Below are 19,070 nucleotides of genomic sequence, written 5' to 3' on the forward strand. Positions count from 1 at the left end.
TGTCCGTTCAAACACTTCGATCAATAGCAATATCGTTCAAGAAAATTCCTTCTTTGCAACCTATAATGACTTTAACATACCAGAAAGAAGGTGCATCATGACTCAGGAAGTCCGGACTGTCGTATTTGATACCGATCTACAGCTAGAAGCTTATCAATTTGAAGGCATTATGCAGAAGTTTCCCAATCATTTTCATGACTATTATGTCATTGGATTCATTGAACAAGGCAAGCGTCACCTCGTCTGCAACAACGAAGAATACATTCTGAATAGCGGAGATATGATTGTCTTTAATCCACATGATCCTCATGCCTGCGAACAGGTCGATGGCAGAACCCTCGATTATCGCTGTATCAACGTCCAGCCTGAGGTTATGCGAGAGTATGCGAGAGAGATTACTGGACAAGCTTACTTGCCACGGTTTACATCCCCCGTTCTCTACCAGAGTGAACTTGTGGGTTCCCTGCACGAGCTGCATCAGATGATTCTGGAAGAGCAATCGGATTTCTGCAAAGAAGAATTGTTACTCTTACTACTGGATCAATTGCTGCGAGATTATTCGGACGCTGAACCACCTGTTTCCACACAGGATGTGACCACAGAGATCAGACGCATATGTGATTACATAGAAGCTCATTACATGGAAAGCATCTCGCTGAACGAGTTAGCCGACTTGACGGAGATGAGTAAATACCACCTGCTGCGTTTATTCACGCGCCAGAAAGGGATATCACCTTACCGTTATCTGGAGACGATTCGCATTAATCAAGCCAAACGTCTGCTGGAACAAGGTCTGCTGCCGATTGAAGTAGCTGCACAGACAGGATTCAGTGACCAGAGCCATTTCACGAATTTTTTCAAAAAACTGATTGGCCTGACACCCAAGCAATATAGACGTATCTTCAATCATGATTCCGAGTTGAAACGAGCCACCACTAACATCATATGACAAGTCATCTTGGTCATCAGAACACTAAAGCCTCTACCGGACATCTACTCGCTTTGTTTACTATACTGATCTGGGGAACTACGTTTGTCTCGACCAAAGTTCTGCTGATTGACTTTACTCCAGTGGAGATTCTATTTTTCCGTTTCCTGATCGGATATTTGGTACTATTATTGATCTATCCACGTTCACTGCGGATCGCCTCATTCAGAGAAGAATGGTTATTTATTGGAGCAGGACTATGTGGGGTGACGTTATATTTTCTTATTGAAAATATTGCTCTGGTGTACACAACAGCTTCCAACGTGGGGGTTATTGTTTCCATTGCCCCATTCTTCACTGCCGTGCTCGCACACTTCTTCTTAGATGGTGAGAAGTTCACTCGCCGCTTCATTATCGGATTCGGGATTGCTTTGAGCGGCATCCTACTCATCGCACTGAACGGCAGTTTCATTCTGCAACTGAATCCGATAGGTGATCTGCTTGCTTTCATAGCACCTGCGGTATGGGCGATCTACTCTGTGCTAATGCGAAAAATTGGCGTGCTTCGTTATCACACCATTGGTGCGACCCGCAAGGTGTTCTTCTATGGCCTGATCTTCATGCTACCAGTTCTATTCTTGTTTGAATTCCATTGGGAACTCGGACGCTTCACGAACATGACCAATCTCTCCAATATTCTCTACCTCGGTCTGGGTGCCTCCGCGTTGTGTTTCGTGACCTGGAACCGGGCCGTAAATCTCCTCGGAGCTATCAAAACGAGTGTATATATCTATCTGGTGCCTGTCATTACTGTTGTGTCATCTGCACTGATTCTTCAAGAGCAGATAACCTGGGTGATTGTACTCGGTGCGTTCTTAACTCTATTTGGCTCTTACATTTCAGAACAAAAAGGACACAAGCATAACAACAAAAACACTAATCCGCATAGGGGTTAGTGTTTGCTTCATTTTTCACTGATATAACTGGACATCGTGGTTGACCACCATTGACATGCGCAGAAATCATTCATTTTATCTCAATTAATTGAGACAGCAGAATCTCCAGTTCCTCTTGTTCCAGATGACGCCATTGCCCCCGCTCGAGTTGATCCAGCGTAATATTCATAATTCGTACACGCTCCAGCTTGAGGACTCGGTACCCTAAGGCTTTGCACATTCTGCGGATCTGCAGATTGAGACCTTGTGTCAGAATAATACGAAATACATTGTCACTTTGCCTATACACTTCGCAGGGCTTGGTCACCACGTCCATAATTTCAACGCCATCAGACATGGACTTTACGAATTCGTCAGTTATGGGTTTGTCTACAGTCACTACATATTCTTTATCATGATTATGCTCCGAACGCATCATCTTGTTCACAATGCCTCCGTCATTCGTAAGCAAAATCAACCCCTCAGATGCCTTATCCAGCCTGCCTATCGCAAATATGCGAGAAGGATAATTCATATATTGAATGATGTTCCCCTCCACATGTGCTGCTGCTGTGCAGACAATACCGATGGGTTTGTTCAGAGCAATGTAGACAGGTTCGCTGTCATTACGAGGAATCTCCTTGCCATCAATGAGCACCACATCGTGAGGTTCAACTTCGGCCCCTTTTTCACATACCCTGCCATTAATCGTTATTCGTCCGGCCGCAATTAAACGGTTCGTTTCCCTGCGGGAGCAGAATCCCGTTTCACTTATGTATTTGTTAATTAACATGTGTCACCGCTTCTCATCTATAGTATTGCCACTGGTGCTTAGAGTGCTGGTACGTTCATTCGCTTCATGCAATGAGTTAGTACCTTGTACTGATTTTCATTCCACATCATCTCATTTATACTGAAACGAAGCAATAAATTGTTATATAAAAACACATACAACGTTACATAGGAAAGCCAAATTACACTCTGGAAGGAGTTTCTCATGTACAAAGTTACTCGATTTACAGTTGACCCCGATGATCCAAACCAAGACTCTGGCATGTGGATTGGTGGAGAAACTGCGTACGTTTCCGACTGGCCGCTCAACCCTGAGGGGCAGCCTTTATTACATCTGTTCTCCATCAATTGCAATACACTTTCACAGCAGGTCCATATCCCTTCTTTACCACAAGATAAATATATCTCGGTCTTCTCGACCTACTCCGCCTCCGAATATTTTCTGGATCAGGTAACCTATACGGGAGATGAACTGGAATGGAACGAGAATATTGTTGCCGGATGTACTTATGTCTCGGTATCTTCGCGTCCACTCACTTCCGTATGTCCCGTTCCACCCATTCCGTTAAGCGGCGTACGTTTAATTGAGATGGAGTTAGACGATCAGGAGTTCCCTGCATTTTCATTTTTCTCTCCCACTGTACCAAACGGTGTGAAAGGAATTGACCATTTGCTAGAGGAACATCAACTGGTGTGTCAAATATATTCCGGAGATTTTCCTGAGCCTTATCGGGATATATTGGGTCTTCCCGATGCAAATGGTTATTTATTTTTGCGAAAGGGTCCCGCGTCTGCTCACGCACCATTCGATGGAATTTTCTTTGTACAGACTGCTTAATGGCGATAGGTTGAGGTCAGGTATCATCATAAAAAAAGGCTATCAGAACGTTTCCCGTCTACTCAGACAGGGAACGTTTTTTTGTATATGTACGTTTTACTATTCTCGATCAATACAGATGCCAAACCCTGTTAAAAGGTCATATGAATTGAATCATATCTACCCTTTCGACAAGAAATCGTTTTAGAAAAAAATATAACACAATAAATATTTCCAACCTTTAAAAATTAACATTATTTTACAAAAAAAGCATGTACATTTGTGCATTTATGGTATAAGTTATATATGAAATAAACATTAATTACATAATATAAAATTTTTATCCAACTAGGAGGCGGGCTTTTGAAAAGGATATTCGCTCTAAGCTGCGGTTTTTATCTGTTAATCGGCATAACCAGCGTTGTGCTCGGTGCACTTCTCCCTGTTTTATTGTCACATTATGAGCGCGGTTACAGTGATGGCGGATTTTTGTTATTTCTGCAGTTTCTTGGATTTCTTGTCGGTGTAATCGCAGCTCCTGCCCTGACAGCCCGTATCGGAAGAAAAGCGATGCTGACCCTTGCTCTGATCTGTATTGTAGCCGCCTATACATTACTCGGTTTTCTGCCATCCTGGTCTGTAGTTCTTCTTCTCACAATTATCGTAGGTTTCGGTTCAGGTATCATCGAACCCTCTGTAGGTGCATTCACGATCGAATTCACTGAGAATCAAAAGGCGGTCGCCATGTCCAAGCTGGATGTTTTCTTTGCTCTTGGAGCACTTCTCATCCCGGCTGTCGCTGCTTTATTTATCTGGATGGATCTGTGGCATCTTACTTTTTATACGGTGGCCGTGTTGTCACTGGTTCTTATGCTGCTGTGGATCACTATGCCCCGGCCAGCCGCACTGTATCTGGAACAGGCTGGCGAGAATACAGTGGCACATGAAGCAGGTAAAGCTCAATATTCGAGAAAACATCTGGGTCTGCTGACAATCTTCGTCATCTTCTTTTTCATCTACATGGGATTGGAATTGGGATTGATGAACTTCCTGCCCTCCATACTCGTAGAACGACTGCACCTTCAGGAATCTGTCGCATCACTGAGTGTCTCCATCCTGTGGATTGCGATGATCATCGGTCGTCTTTTCTCCGGGAAAATAGCGGAAGCCGTCAACTATATGCCATTCCTGATCTGGAGCACGGTTGGCACGCTTTTGTTTACGGTCGCTATGGTATTTGTAACTGGACAGTGGGCAACGTATGTACTCATCTTCGGAACCGGTCTGTTCATGTCAGGGCTGTTCTGTATCGCACTGGTCTATGCAAATGTTCTGATTCCCGGTATGACCGAGCGGACAACCAGTATCCTGATCGCATCGGGTGGTATTGGAGGTGCCATCTTGCAGTATGTGACTGGATGGAGTATGAGTACAGGGCCTGTCGTGAATACAATCTGGATTTTGGCCGGATTCTGTCTGATCCTGCTTGTTACTTTGATGGTCTCTCATCTATGGACTGTAAAAAATAATGCAGTACGTGCTGCTCTCGCACAACATAGCAAGGAAATGTAAACATCGTTTCTTAAGGGAGGTGATGCCCGCATCATCCGGAATTGTTGAGCTTCGTTCGAGCTAGTACACCATTATATTGGAGGAAATCGTATGCAAACTTTAACCAACAACCGCTTCATAGCCGGAAAAGGGATTAAGTTGATTGACGATTCAGGTGTTGAATACCTGGATGGCGTGTCGGGAACATTCAATCTGTCACTGGGCTATAATCACCCACATGTTGTCAGCAAAATTCAGGAACAAGTCGGCAATCTGACGCATATGTCTTCCTCCTTCACTGAACCGTACGTAAATGAAGTACTTGATCACTTAATCGAATATGCTCCAAACGACATTAATGCCGGATGGATGCGGGATATCACTGGTTCAACTGCCAACGAATGTGCAACCAAAATTGCACAGAAGTATACCGAATCAACAGACATCATCAGCTTGTATCTGTCCCATCATGGGCAGACCCAATTTGCCACCGGTATTTCGGGGAATGCCTTCCGGCGGAAACGCTTCCCCAATTCGGCTGTGGCTAACGCTGTCCATGTACCTGCCCCATACTGTTATCGCTGCCCATTCAAATCCTCAAATGGAGACTGCGACTATCAATGCGTTGAAGCTATATCTGATGCAATAGAATATGCAAGTTCTGGCTCAGTTGCCTGCATGATTATCGAACCTATTCTCGGGAATGGCGGCAATATCATTCCTCCTGCCGGATATTTCAAACGACTGCGTAAACTGTGTGATGAGTACAATATTATTCTCATTGCCGACGAAGTGCAGACCGGAATCGGTCGTACCGGAACCATGTTTGCCAGCGAACTGTTTGATATCCAGCCTGATATGATTACCCTTGCAAAAGGTCTTGGCGGGATCGGCGTACCTGTTGCTGCGGTATTAATGCAATCCCGGTTGAATGTGCTCGAAAAGCACGAACACTCCTTCACCTCAGGAAGCAATCTGATCTCCGTAACTGCTGCCAAATCCACCTTGGAAGTGGTATCCGAACCCGGGTTTCTGGATGCGGTGAAACGCAAAGGTGAAATTTCGGGTGAGTTGCTGCATGAATTGGCTATGAAATACCCAAGTATCGGTGAAGCTCGTGGTGTCGGATTAATGTGGGGGTTGGAGATCGTAGGTGACGATAATGAACCGGATACGCTCAAAACCAATGCCATTGTTGACCGCGCTTTTACAGATGAGCATCTAATCTTGAGAAGTTCAAGATATGGCTTCGGCAACGTTGTTAAGGTTCGGCCTTCCCTTACCACAACCGAAGACGAACTGGTTGAGATTGTAGAGCGGCTGGATTCAGTGCTCGCCAGCGTTAATTAGTGAGTAATTCATATTACACTCGAACACTACGCAAACAGAACAACCTTTCGATCGCTGTTATCCCCGGATTTTTTTGATTCCCCTTTCTCAAGGGAAAAACCCGTTGATAAAGGCGAACGCTCCGCTTCTACATGTTTGTTCTGTTCTCTTCGTTATCGTGTAATCTGAAATACAATTTTTATTACTATAAGGAGGTTATAACATGCTTGCATTGGTATACAAATCGGCTTGGGATGTGGCGCTTGAGGATCGGCCTGTCCCGGAAATTACAAGAGATAATCAGGTGTTGGTTCGTATTCGGGCGACAGGTGTATGTGGTACCGATCTCGGTATTGTCAGCGGCAAATATCATGCAGTTCCTTCTGTCATTCTCGGTCATGAGTCTGCCGGGGAAGTCATTGATGTTGGCTCTGCGGTAACGACATTACAACCGGGCGACCGTGTTGTGATCGATCCTACCTACTATTGCGGACAGTGTGACATGTGCAGAACAGGCAGACAAAATCATTGCACACATAAGTCTGTTACCGAGACAGGTGTGAGTGCTGACGGAACATTTACAGATTATTATGTGACCGAGGATCGTTTTTTGTACAAATTGAAGGACCATGTGAGCTATGAAGAAGCAACTTTGACGGAACCACTCAGCTGTATGCTGACCGGGATTAATCAGATTCATTTACTGCCGAATTTCAGAACAATCATCCTCGGCGCAGGCCCGATTGGCATTCTGTACAGCTACGCGCTCGCTTCCAAAGGAGTTACCGGCTGTCTGGTCGACATCTCCGAAGAACGCTTAGCCATTGCCGGTTCCATTGCACCTGATCGTTGGGAAGTTCATTCATCCTTCGAAAATGCAATAGAATCACTGTCACCCGCAACCCAGCAGGTCGATATGATCGTTGATACAACGGGCGTTGTGGGCACACAAGTACTTTCCCAACTCGCCAGCGGCGGTTACCTGATGCTGGTTGGTCTGAGAGATGGAAACACATCCTTCAATCCCAAGGAAGTTGTGGACCGCAGTCTGAAAATTATTGGTTCCATCGATTCTCTGGGGACATTCGCTACCGCACATTATATGATTGAACAAGGGATTATTCCGGCAAAAAAAATCATCACCCACTCCTTCCCGTTGGAGGATTACGAAGAGGCATTCCGCACACTTGGCTGCGATATTCAGGGACGCACACTTCAATCCTCTTCACATGCCATTAAAGTTGTGCTGCAATCCAGCGGTTCCAGTTTCTAAAGTGGAAGGTTAACCATGAATGGATTACATTAGAGATATATGTATACAAATCCTGGAGGAGGAATACAACATGGCAGTAAACAAAGAATCTAACGGACTGGGAGCGCCCAACGATGATATCATTCAAGCAGTCATTTTTGACATGGATGGTGTACTGATTGACAGCGAACCGATTTATTTCGAGATTGAGCGCAGCTCATTTACCCATTTTGGAGCCAGGGTGACTGATGAAGAACATCATTCCTATGTTGGGGTTACGCTGGAATCCATGTGGCAGCAAGTATTGGACAAACATCAGCTGACAGCTACGCTGGAAGAAATATTTGCTTATCATCAGCATAATGTGATGCAAACGATGCTCGCCCATCCCAACTTAACGGCAATGCCTTCCGTAGAACGCTGGTCAAGCTGGCTGCATGAGCAACACGTACCCATAGCCGTTGCTTCTTCCTCTCCACGTGCACTGATTGATCTGATCATGGACAAGACCGGTCTTGGACAATACTTTGAGGTGCGAATGACAGGTGAGGAAGTTACAAACGGCAAGCCGGCACCAGATATTTTCCTGACCACAGCTGAGATGATTGGTGCATCCCCTTCGAATTGTCTGGTGATCGAGGACTCGCGCAATGGTGTTCAGGCCGCCAAAAGTGCAGGCATGCGCTGCATCGGATATCGTAATCCGGGATCAGGCAATCAGGACTTGTCCAAAGCCGATCTTCAGATTTCCAGTTACGATGAGTTATGGACATTGAAGGACACACTGGCCTTTGAAAGCAGATTGCCAAGTTTGTCAAAGTTTCGCTGAGAAGATCGTAATTTCGGAATGAGGATTTAGAAAAAAAACAACCCAAACGGCTTCAATTCATTTGAATTGGAGCTGTTTGGGTTTTGCTTGCTGCAATGGGTGTTACATAAGAACACATGCTGTAATTTCAACTAAACCGAAAGATCGAGACTTCTACCCAGATTGGGATGAGGAGCAGGCACTGACTTCAACATTTCTGCCATTTGCTGGCCTTGCTGCTGTGCCATGTCTTTTGTAATCGACATCACTTGCAAGCTTGCCGACTGCACTACTGAAGCTTGGCTCATCGCCATTGATAATGCTGCAATATCCATGTTCTGCACTCCTTTCACTTTCTGATTACATAGATGTACTTATTATATATCGGTCAGAAGGGAGGAATTGTTAAAAGGTCGATCAAAATGTTGATCCGACCACGTCAGAAGCTTTATTTCTCCATCTACAGTAATTTTCCAGCTATCATCATTAACGGAGCATAAAAAGGGGATGCCATAAGTCATGAGCATGACTGAGGACATCCCTTATTAAAGTTATTTTATTCTAATGAACCTGGCACACGCTATTCGCTCAGATTTGCACAGGTCTGTGGTGTAACGAATCACAGAGACATTATTTCGTCGATTGGGTTGTTTTTTAGGTTCTGACACCCTGATATGATGAAATAACGTTACTGAGGTTCGTTTAAGTTTGCCATTCACATCGAATCTACCTATTAATACGCGTCAGATTCGTTAGCGCTTTGAGTGAGGTGGAAACTCACTTTGGAGCGGCCCATTACTTGTGCATTAATAACTGTTCGACGTACTCAACGCAAGTTTGTTTATTTTAACTTCCGGGTTACTTACCACCTGTTGAATCATGGAAATAAAGTGTTTTTGAATCTGTTCAACGGTAGATGGGTCATACACATTGGCATTGTACATCAATATGATCTTCATATTTTCATGAGGCTTGATGATCAAAGTAAAATCAAAACTATTGTGTTCTGTACCCCCAACATTCATAATCTCAAGCGGTGTTTCACCTTTCTGACCCAGACTCTCCATTCGGTTCTCTACCGGGAAGTTCTGATACACAACAACATGGTTAATCAGAGATTGTTTTTGCTTGGTCAGATTTTGAATATCATATAACGAATACGTATCATATGCATGTGACTCCACAGCTTGTGCCTGATTCCTTTTCATTAGAGATATAAATGACTCATCTGCCTTAGCCTGGATACGAACAGGAATCGCATTAATAAATAATCCAATCATGCTTTCGATCCCAGGAATGACAGGTGGTCTGCCCGATACCACACTTCCGAATACAACATCGTTGCTTTCATTGTATTGCTGCAACAATACACCCCAGGCAGTCTGCACTAACGTATGGAGAGTTACATGCTGCTGTTCTGCAATCTGTTTCATTTGCTCGACCAGTACATCATTCAAATAACAGTTTAACGTTCTGGAATCCTGTCTTTCATGTTTCGGTTTGATTTTTTCTCCAGGCAGTTTCGTTTGCCCCTTATAACCATCCAAGTAATGAGTCCAATACGTTATTGCACCTTGATGATCTTGCTGTTCCAGCCATTCAATGAATTGACTATAAGGTGTTAATAGAGTCACTTGAGGCTTTCTATTCTCCCGAATCGCAAAATAATTCTCAAATATCTCTTTGCTTACCAGAGACATACACCAGCCGTCCATCAAAATATGGTGAAAACTCCATATGACGCGGTATTCCTCATGGTTTGTTCGTAAAACAGACATACGTATTAGCGAATCTCGTTGTAAGTCAAATCCTCTTGCCTTGTCCTGCTCGATAAACTCGTCAACATACGTTTTACGTTGCAGCTCACTTGTGCCAGCTACAACTTCATAGTTAAATTCAAATTTCTTCTCTTGATACACAATTTGAAGAGGGATGTCCACGAAATCACTGTGAAAATTAGTTCTTAATATCGCATGCCTTTGCATTAATTGATCCAAACTTTGCGCAAAAGAGGTAACATCCAAATCTCCACGCATATCAAACATGATTTGTACAAAGTAAGCGCCAGAAATTGGATTCCGTTCACTTTCGTACAGCATTTCCTTCTGTAATGGTGTAAGTGGGTACACATTTTCGATTCGACCGATGTGCCCAGTTTGTTCCACGATTTGATCCAATTGATCAATGGTTAATGACTTGCATGAAATATCACTTGGCGTCAGCTCGGTTTGTTCCTTCGTTACACAATGTTCAACGACTCTATTAAGACCTTCCTTATAGAGAAAAGCCAATTGCTCCATCGTTTCCCGGCGATATTGTTTTGAACTATAGTTAATGGACAGCGACAACCGCCCCTCTGTAACAATGCCATTGATATTAAGCACAAATGGTCTCTTGTTGTTTTCACTTACAGATGGCCCGCTGGAATAAGGCGAAAATTTAATGCCATCTTGGCCCGAATCCTGATTCACCTGTCCCATATAGTTGAAACTAATTTCGGGATTTTTCTCTAACTTGAATCCTTCATTTCCATGTGACAAATACCTCGAAATCCCGTAACCAATTCCCTTGGTTGGGATCTGGCGCAGTCCTTCCTTGACGGTCTTAATCTTCCTTGATAAGTCAGCCCCGGACTCCATCGTAATCATAACGGGGTACATGCTCGTAAACCATCCCACTGTACGCGTAATGTCCAGCTCTGGCAGGATGTCTTCTCTACCATGCCCTTCCAGATTTACGAGGATTTTTCCCATGCCTGTCCAATCATGAACAGCCATTCCTAATGCGGTTAGCAATATATCATTAATTTCCGTATGGTACGCATGATGTGTTTGCTTTAATAATTGCTCGGTTTCCGCTGCGGTCCAATGAATGGTGATCGTTTCACTATCTTTGCCAATCGTCTCATCACAATCCATATCTTTAGGCAGCGGGCTTAGCTGGGCCTGCTCCACTCGACTCCAGTATTGATTGTCTTGCTTCATCGCCGGGCTGTCTGCAAACGTCGACAATTGTTCTGCCCATTGTTTAAACGAGGTCGTTTTTTGAGGAAGCCGGATTTCTTCACCTCTCAAGAACTGGTCTTGCCCTGTCTGAATATCTTCATATAAAATACGCCATGATACCCCGTCTACCAACAAATGATGAATGGCAATAAGCAGGTGATCCCCTTCAGCACATTGGAACAACCCAAGTTTGATCAAAGGTCCGTGAGACAGATCCATACCACTCTGAATTTCTTTTGCTTTATTTTCAATGAACGATGCAGGATCTGCTTCTGTTTTGAGGTCAACGATTTCAAGGCTGTATAATCCTTCTTCGTCTGCCCCTCGATTCCACGCTTCATATCCGCCCTCAGGCGCTTGTCGATAAAGGATGCGGAGAGCATCATGCTGTTTCACGATCTTATCCATGATGCTGTGAATGAAGCGGACATCAAACCCTTTTTCACGAAAGAACATCATTTCCTGATTGTAATGATGTGCGTCCACCATATTTTGATCAAAGAACCAGCGCTGAACAGGTGTCAGCATCACTTGTCCCGTAACTTCCCCTTGGTCAGAAATAGTGCTCACGGATGTAACGTGTTCACTCAACTCCGCTACTGTCGGATAGGTGAAGAAATGCTTCATTTCCACTTTATACCCTGCTTGAAGCAGTCGTGAGGAAACTTGAATACATTTAATCGAATCGCCCCCGAGTTCAAAGAAATGATCTGATGTGCTAACCTTTTGAACACCAAGCACAGCTTCCCAGGCAGCGACGATCGCTTGTTCTACAGCGTTCTGCGGCGCCATATACTCGGTCCCTTTTTGCATATGTTCTTGTGGAGATGGCAATGCCTTACGGTCAACCTTCCCATTGGAAGTTAACGGTATATACTCTAATTGAACAAAATAAGACGGGATCATATAATCCGGAATTTCATGAGATAATGCCATTCTGATTATCTTCGCTGTCAGTGAGCTGTCGCCTTTCCAATACGCACACAACTGCTTCGAACCATCCTTATGCTCACGGGCAATAACGACTGCTTCCTGAATGGAGTCTATTTGCAAGAGCGCAGTTTCCACTTCGCCAAGCTCAATTCGGTAACCGCGAATTTTCACTTGATGATCGATTCGTCCCAGATATTCAATATTTCCATCCGACAGCCATCTTGCGGCATCTCCTGTGCGATACATTTTCCCTTTTGTAATCCAGGGATGATCAACAAATTTCTCTGCGGTTAAATCAGGCCGGTTCAGATAACCCCTGGCAAGGCCCTCACCTGCTACAACTAATTCTCCCTGAACACCGATCGGTTGAATGCGCTGGTGTTTATCCAAAATATAGGTCTGCAACGTTGGGATTGGTTTTCCAATATTGCTCTTTCCAGCATGTATTTCAATGTCGGTTATTTCCTTATACGTTACATGAACCGTTGTTTCGGTTATCCCATACATATTAATTAACTGGATAAATGGATATTTCAGCTTCCAATCCTTCAATAACACGGGATTGAGGGCTTCTCCTCCAAAAATCACTTTTCTTAATTTCAGATCTGTTGCATGACCTGACAGTTCTTCCTGAAGAAGATGATAGAAATACGTTGGCGTTTGATTCAATATCGTCACTTGCTCGTTTTTTAACAATTGTAGAAATTGTTCCGGACTTTTTGCCGTCATTTGAGGTACGATAACCAGTTTTCCGCCATAGAGCAATGCCCCGTACATTTCCCATACCGAAAAATCAAAACAAAAGGAATGGAATAATGTCCATGTATCTGATGCATTAAAATCAAACAAATTTTTACTATTGAATAACAATCGCACCACATTTTTATGTTCAATACATGTCCCTTTTGGTTTACCTGTCGTTCCTGAGGTATAAATTACATATGCCAGGCCTGTCGGTGCAGCAGTCATTCCCAAATTGGAATGATCTTCATGATAGGACTCAAGTAGATCCAGGCGAACGACCTCTCCTGCAAAAGAGATGCGTTCTTGCAAATGACTTAGCATTAATAATACATGTACACCCGAATCCTCAAGCATGTAGTTTATACGATCCTCCGGATATTCAGGATCAATCGGCACGTATGCGCCACCCGCTTTCAAAATCGCAAGGATTCCTACAACCATGTCTAGCGAACGATCAGCGATGATCCCGATTAACTGATCATTTTGAATGCCTTTAGCCTTCAACGTTCTTGCCAATTGGTTGGCTTTCTCGTTCAGCGTTTGATAGGTTAAATGTCGATCATCATATACAACCGCAACGTTTTCGGGAGTTCTTACTGCTTGTTCCTCAAACAGTCCATGAATTGTCTTGTCCATTGGATATTCAGCCATAGAATCATTAAACTGTTCCAAAATTTGTGTTTTCTCCTGTGTTGTGGTCAAGTCAATGTCATGGATCGGAATATTCGGATTGTTGACCACTTGCTCCAACATCTGAATCAAGTGACCTTGAATGCGTTCTACGCTTGCCCGGTCATAGACATTAGCATTGTAATAGAACATACATTTCATGGATTGGCCTGGTTTGATAATCAGGTTAAAGTCATAATTTGTTTGTTCATCTGCTTCTACATTCGTAATCCGAAGAGCTGTCTCTTCCTCATCCCCAAACTGTTCCATAATGCCCTGTACAGGATAATTTTCGAATATCAGGATATGATCAATCAAATTTTGCTTTTGCGATGTTTCCGCTTGAATCTCGTATAACGGATACGTGTCATGTGAATGCGAAGCGACAGCTTGTTCCTGATTCCGCTTCATAACCGCTGCAAATGTCTCGTTACCTTGAGTCTGAACGCGTACAGGAATGGTATTGATGAATAAACCAATGATTCGCTCAACTCCAACAATCGCCGCAGGTCTGCCCGACACCACGCTTCCGAATACAACATCCTCACTGCCGTTATATATCTGTAGCAACATTCCCCAGGCTGTTTGCATAAACGTATTCAGTGTCACCTGATTCTGACTGGCCACTTGTGCGAGCTGTCCGGTTAATTCCTGACTAAGTGTACAAATCATATGCTCTGAATGATATTCATCACTCTTCGTAATCGAATGTTCTTTTGGCAAAATGGTCTGCTCATCATAACCTTGCAGATAGTCACGCCAGTATTTCAGGGATTCTTCATGATCTTGGTTGTCCAGCCATTCAATATAGTGTTTGTATGGAATCGTACTCTTTGCCTCCAGTTTTCGTTGTTCCTGAATAGCAAAGTATCCATCAAACAACTCCTGGATTACAAGAGACAGGCACCAGCCATCCATCAAAATATGATGATAATTCCAAATGAAACGATAGGTTTGGTCATGCGTTTGCAAGATCGAAATACGCATTAACACATCCTGAGACAGGTCGAAACCTTTTATTTTATCTGCTCTTGTATATTCTGCCACGTATGCTTCACGATCTTTTTCATTCATCTCACGCAAATCTTCGTATGTTAGCCCATTCCGTTTATGACGGTATACCACTTGTAGAGGTCCATTATTCCATTTGCTATGAAAATTTGTTCTGAGAATCGAATTACGCTGCATCAACTGATCCAGACTCTTCGTAAATGCTTCCACGTCTAACGGACCATGAAGATCCAGCGTAGTTTGAAGGAAATACGCTTCCGATTTTGAATGAAGCAAATGATGAAAGAACATTCCATTTTGCATCGGTGACAAAGCATATATATCTTCGATTTCACCAATGTGTCCCGATTCTTGAACAAATCCTTCTAATTCTTCAATGGTAATTCCTTTTAACGTTAGATCACTTGGTGTACATTCCGGCTTCTCTTTTGTCACACAATGCATCACGATTTCTTGCAGATGATCTCTAAAATATGTTACCACTCGCTCCATCGTTTCTTTTTGATATTGGGTGCGACTATACCGAAGGGACAACGTCAATTTGCCTTCCACAATTAAGGCATTCATATCGATAAGAACATTTCTTCTGTGATTGTCGCTTGCTGTTGCCCCGCCTGGATAGGGAGAGATCTGCATCCCGCTATTCTGAAGATCCTGATCAAATTGACCCAAATAGTTAAAGCTAATTTCAGGATTCAAGGTAAAGAGCGTTTCTTGCTGATGTGCACTTAAATATCGTAAAATTCCATAACCAATCCCTTTTTTAGGGATTTGACGAATCATTTCTTTATTTGTTTTGATGAAAAGAGACATATTTGAACTTGCTTCCATATCAAGTACAACCGGATACTGGCTCGTAAACCATCCGATCGTTCGTGTAATATCGAGATCCGGTAAAATTTGTTCTCTTCCATGTCCCTCCAGATTGACCAGCACTTTATCCATGCCCGTCCATTGGTGAATAGACATGCCTAATGCATGGAGCAGCAAATCGCTAATCTCCGTTTTATACGCACGATTCGCTTGTTTTAATAATTGCTCCGTTTCTGCCGCTGACCATTCCATCGTGATTTCTTCACTGTCTTTTTCCAGTGCATGATCCGCTTCGAAATCTGTAGGTAACGGCTTATAGGTTGCTTGTTCAATTTCATTCCAATATGCAATTTCTTTCGTTATCGCATCACTGTTCGCATACAATTGAAGCTGTTCTGCCCATAATTGGAAGGAGGCCGTTTTTTGCGGTAGTTGAATCGATTCTCCATTACTTAATTGTTCATATCCTCTGGATAGGTCTTCAATCAAAATTCGCCATGAAACCCCGTCGATGACGAGGTGATGAATAACGATTAATAGATGATCTCCATCTGCACATTGAAATACGCCCAGCTTCATCAAGGGTCCACGTTCCAACGTAAACGTGCTTTGCATTTCATTTGCCTTCTTCTCGATTTCTTGAGACGGATCTGCTAATGACTTGAAGTCCATCACTTCAAGTGTATATAAGGATTCCCTTGCCAACCCTTCATTCCACGCTTCATAACCCTGTTCTGTAAGACGATATACTGTACGAAGTGCATCATGATGCTCACTCAATTTATCAAATACACGGCGAAGTGTGACTTCATGAAAACCTTCTTTCCGATACAACATCACGGACTGATTATAATGATGGGCATCTACCTTGTATTGCTCAAAAAACCAATGCTGGATTGGAGTCAGCATCACTTTTCCAGTGATGATTCCCTGTTCTGACAGGGTACTTATGGGTTGAACATAGGGAATCAAGCTTGCTATGGTTGGATTTTTAAACAAATGATCCATCTGCACCTGGTAACCTGCTTGATATAACCTCGAAGAAACTTGAATGGATTTAATCGAATCTCCTCCAAGCTCGAAGAAATTATCCAAAATCCCGATGTTCTCTACCCCAAGTACCTCTTCCCAGATCGATACAAGTTGTTGTTCCACCATCGTTCGGGGTGCTTCGTACTCCATGCTCTTCAACATATGTTCTTTGGGAGCAGGCAAAGCTTTGCGATCGATTTTCCCGTTGGACGTGAGAGGCATCTGATCCAGCTGTACAAAATAGGACGGAATCATGTAGTTTGGCAGTTGCTGGGACAGCGTCTCCCGCATTTCCCCGATCGTGATTGCATCCTCTCCTACCAGGTACGCACATAATTGTTTGGTTCCTGTTTCATCTTCTCTGGCTATGACGATGGCCTCTTTTATCTGGGTACTATTTAGAAGAGCCTTCTCCACTTCACCAAGTTCAATCCGGTGTCCACGAATTTTCTCTTGATGATCCACCCTTCCTATATACTCTATGTTCCCATCGGGCAGCCATCTTGCGAAGTCACCTGTCTTGTACATTTTTGCTTCCGAAACAAATGGATCATCCACGAATTTCTCCGCAGTCAGATCTGGACGGTTCAAGTAACCTCTGGATAGCCCTGCTCCGGCTATACATAATTCTCCCTGAACTCCAATAGGCTGCAATTCATTCCGTTCTCCTAAAATGTAGACTCTATTGTTCGCAATAGGCTTCCCGATTGAGATATTTTGATCTGCCGACTTGATCGACAGAACTGTGGATACAACACTATTTTCGGTTGGACCGTATTCATTACACACTTCGATGCGTGGATTGATTCGCTGCAATTTGTGTATTAAGGCAGGAACAATCTTCTCTCCCGCAGCCACCACATTTTTCATGGATGCCCAATCTTCCACGCTTACTTGTTCCAATAGGGTCATCAAGAAACTGGGTGGACTTTGGATGTGTGTGATTTGCTGTTTTTTGACCATCGTATTGATGGCTATAGCATCTTTACACTGTTGCTGGTTTAACAAATACACTGTCGAGCCAGATATCATCGGACCAAAGAAATGAGTAATAAATGAATCAAAAACGAAAGGATTCAGCATTAATACCCGATCATCTCCGGTAAAATGATAAAAATCCGATTTCCATTGCAGGGAATTCACAATGCTGACATGTTCAATCATTACGCCTTTGGGATGACCTGTTGTTCCAGACGTGTAGATCATATATGCCAAATCACTGGAGATCGCTCCATCGTCTAAATTTAAATGATCCTCATAGTGATTTATTTCAGAATCCAGAATGACACATGTCCCTGCAAAATGTTCAGGCTTCTGTATATGACTTTGATGCAGCAACCAAGCCACTTTTGAATCCTCAAGGATATAGTGAATACGATCTGCCGGATATTCCGGATCGATTGGGACATATGCCCCGCCAGCTTTTAGAATACCGAATAAACCTATGATCATCTCAAGTGAGCGCTCTGCCATAATGCCAACGAACTGACCCGCCTGCACCCCCTTAGCTTGAAGCAATCGGGCCAATTGGTTGGATTTTTGATTTAACTCTCTGTACGTTAACTGTCTATTCTCAAATACGACTGCCGGATGGTCCGGTGTTCGTTCCACCTGTTCTTCAAATAATTGATGCATCGTCTTGTTCTGTGGATACTCAACCCTTGTATCGTTAAAGTCATATAACAGCTTGTTTCGATAAAACTCTGATAACATATCAACTTGACTTAACTCCAGATCAGGTTGGTTTAGAACTACGGAAAACAATTGGTCAAGATGCTCTACAATTTGTACCATATAATCGCGATCATAACGATCATCATCATAAACTAATCTTAACTGAATGAAGTCGTTCTTGAGATCAAAGTGGAACATTGTCGCCGCTTTTACGTTATTTTCATCAAGGGCAGGATGAATTTCATTTAACGAAACCAAGGTATGAATTAGAGGTACATGGTTCGAATCATACTGAACATTTAAACGTTCAACCATTTTTCTGAAAGGGATTCGTTGATGCTGAATGGCTTCAGTTAAACTTGCCTTCACTTGATTAAATAAGGATTTGAATGACATCACATGATTGATATTATTTTTTAAGACAAGAACCTTATTCGAGAGCGATAGATCATTGTTCTTTTCTTCCATCGTTGGTATGCCAATAATCATCTTGGTTTCATTCGTGTATTTATATAACAGACACTGAACTCCCGTTAATAAGATCGTATAGATCGCCATAGGAGCATTTCGCGACATGGACTTGATTTTATGTGAAACATCGGCTGACAAAGACTTATATATATCATTCTGGTGTTGCGTATCGTCTGGGTGTTTGGAGGTTGTCTTGCAATAAGGCAAATGAACAAGATGATCATCATCTTCAAATCGGCTTGCCCAATACGATTCCTGTTTCTTGAAAATAGACATACGGCACCCCGATCACATTTATATTTTTAG

10 protein-coding genes are annotated in these 19,070 nt (G+C 43.1%); 7 read left to right on the top strand and 3 right to left on the bottom strand.

Features of this window, described 5'->3' with window-relative positions:
* Positions 1 to 97: 97 nt before the first annotated feature.
* Together MHI52_RS18210 and MHI52_RS18215 are read left to right on the top strand one after the other, a co-directional pair.
* The gene (locus MHI52_RS18210; RefSeq protein ID WP_405157405.1) at positions 98 to 949 is read left to right on the top strand and encodes an AraC family ligand binding domain-containing protein; all 852 of its coding nucleotides are present in this window, start codon (positions 98 to 100) and stop codon (positions 947 to 949) included.
* Positions 946 to 1,884: a DMT family transporter gene (locus tag MHI52_RS18215; protein ID WP_405157406.1), complete on the top strand. Its 939-nt coding sequence runs from the start codon at positions 946 to 948 to the stop codon at positions 1,882 to 1,884. Before MHI52_RS18210 ends, MHI52_RS18215 begins: the two co-directional genes overlap by 4 nt.
* 70 nt (positions 1,885 to 1,954) lie before the next feature.
* Here the strand turns inward: MHI52_RS18215 and MHI52_RS18220 are convergent, their stop codons facing one another.
* On the bottom strand, positions 1,955 to 2,656 hold the full coding sequence (locus MHI52_RS18220; protein WP_405157407.1) for a pseudouridine synthase: 702 nt from the start codon (positions 2,654 to 2,656) through the stop codon (positions 1,955 to 1,957).
* 204 nt (positions 2,657 to 2,860) lie between these two features.
* On the opposite strand from MHI52_RS18220, the gene MHI52_RS18225 reads away from it, so the two are divergent.
* The 5 genes from MHI52_RS18225 to MHI52_RS18245 all read left to right on the top strand — a co-directional run bounded on the left by MHI52_RS18225 (position 2,861) and on the right by MHI52_RS18245 (position 8,433).
* Positions 2,861 to 3,493 carry a hypothetical protein gene (locus tag MHI52_RS18225; RefSeq protein WP_405157408.1) on the top strand — a complete coding sequence of 211 codons (633 nt, stop codon included), beginning with the start codon at positions 2,861 to 2,863 and terminating at the stop codon, positions 3,491 to 3,493.
* Positions 3,494 to 3,835: 342 nt separating this feature from the next.
* Positions 3,836 to 5,044 (top strand): MFS transporter, encoded by a 1,209-nt coding sequence (locus tag MHI52_RS18230; RefSeq protein WP_405157409.1) that lies wholly within the window; start codon positions 3,836 to 3,838, stop codon positions 5,042 to 5,044.
* A 90-nt stretch (positions 5,045 to 5,134) separates the two neighbouring features.
* Positions 5,135 to 6,373, top strand: coding sequence for an aspartate aminotransferase family protein (locus tag MHI52_RS18235; RefSeq protein WP_405157410.1), 1,239 nt, complete (start codon positions 5,135 to 5,137; stop codon positions 6,371 to 6,373).
* 202 nt (positions 6,374 to 6,575) lie between these two features.
* Positions 6,576 to 7,625: a zinc-binding dehydrogenase gene (locus MHI52_RS18240; RefSeq protein WP_405157411.1), complete on the top strand. Its 1,050-nt coding sequence runs from the start codon at positions 6,576 to 6,578 to the stop codon at positions 7,623 to 7,625.
* Between the two features lie 70 nt (positions 7,626 to 7,695).
* Positions 7,696 to 8,433 carry an HAD family hydrolase gene (locus MHI52_RS18245; RefSeq protein WP_405157412.1) on the top strand — a complete coding sequence of 246 codons (738 nt, stop codon included), beginning with the start codon at positions 7,696 to 7,698 and terminating at the stop codon, positions 8,431 to 8,433.
* A gap of 131 nt (positions 8,434 to 8,564) precedes the next feature.
* On the opposite strand, the gene MHI52_RS18250 is transcribed toward MHI52_RS18245, so the two are convergent.
* Together MHI52_RS18250 and MHI52_RS18255 are read right to left on the bottom strand one after the other, a co-directional pair.
* Positions 8,565 to 8,747 carry a YjfB family protein gene (locus MHI52_RS18250; protein WP_405157413.1) on the bottom strand — a complete coding sequence of 61 codons (183 nt, stop codon included), beginning with the start codon at positions 8,745 to 8,747 and terminating at the stop codon, positions 8,565 to 8,567.
* 471 nt (positions 8,748 to 9,218) lie between these two features.
* On the bottom strand, positions 9,219 to 19,040 hold the full coding sequence (locus MHI52_RS18255) for an amino acid adenylation domain-containing protein (RefSeq protein ID WP_405157414.1): 9,822 nt from the start codon (positions 19,038 to 19,040) through the stop codon (positions 9,219 to 9,221).
* Positions 19,041 to 19,070: the final 30 nt, after the last annotated feature.

The organism is Paenibacillus sp. FSL H8-0283 (assembly GCF_045040675.1).
Lineage (GTDB): Bacteria > Bacillota > Bacilli > Paenibacillales > Paenibacillaceae > Paenibacillus > Paenibacillus amylolyticus.